Here is a 1,019-nt window from a genome sequence, read left to right as displayed (position 1 = left end):
GCTCTGTCGTCAATCGTTAAACATCTGTATTTGGTTAAAGAAGTGCGGTTGACTCAACAAGCCCTGAAAACATTGGCGAGGAAAACATTACCCGAGCAATCGGAGGACAATTATGTCTAATTTTGTCTTCGTTTTAGACACAAACAAACAACCGTTAGAGCCAGTAACTCCAGGTCTTGCCAGACGGATGTTAAATCAAGGTAAAGCAGCAGTTTACAAACGTTATCCGTTCACAATAATCCTCAACTATTCCTGTGACAAACCGCTTACCAAATCGCACGAAATTAAGATTGATCCAGGCTCGAAAACCACAGGATTAGCCGTACTGCAAGGTGACAAAATTATCTGGGCAGCCGAGTTAGTTCATCGGGGAAATCACATCACTTGTGACTTAGCCTCCCGCTCCGCAATCCGTCGCAACCGCAGGAATCGTAAGACTAGATACCGTCAACCTAGGTTTCTCAATCGTACTCGCACTCCCGGATGGTTGCCACCGAGTTTAGCTTCAAGAGTATCGAATATTGTGACTTGGGTGAATCGATTGCGACGGTATGTTCCTGTAACAGCTATATCTCAAGAATTAGTTAAATTCGACACCCAAGCAATGCAATTTCCTGAAATATCAGGAATTGAATACACTCAAGGCGAACTAGCAGGTTATGAAATCCGACAATATTGCAGGTTATGAAATCCGACAATATTTGTTAGAAAAATGGGGCAGGAAATGTGCTTACTGCGGCATCAAGAATACGCCTTTAGAAGTCGAACACATTCACGCCAAATCGAAAGGAGGAAGTTCGCGGGTGTCGAATCTGACTCTGGCCTGTAGAAACTGCAATCTGGCTAAAGGTAATAGAGACATCACAGATTTTCTCTCGGAAAAACCCGACATTTTATCAAGGGTTTTAAAATTTGCTTGCTTGCCATTGAAGGATGCAGCAGCCGTGAATTCTACTCGACGAGTGCTGTTTGAGAAACTCCAACAAACAGGCTTGCCAGTAACAACTGGTACGGGAGGG

The 1,019-nt window shown here is 43.9% G+C and carries 1 pseudogene; it reads left to right on the top strand.

Annotated features, from left to right (window positions below):
* Nucleotides 1–112: 112 nt before the first annotated feature.
* Nucleotides 113–1,019, top strand: a pseudogene (gene iscB, locus JGK36_RS33760) (RNA-guided endonuclease IscB); the annotation flags it as partial.

Source organism: Microcoleus sp. PH2017_35_SFW_U_B, from assembly GCF_020737865.1.
GTDB lineage: Bacteria > Cyanobacteriota > Cyanobacteriia > Cyanobacteriales > Microcoleaceae > Microcoleus.
The sequence above is the reverse complement of the archived record's forward strand: the minus strand, read 5'-3'. Positions and strand labels throughout refer to the sequence as shown.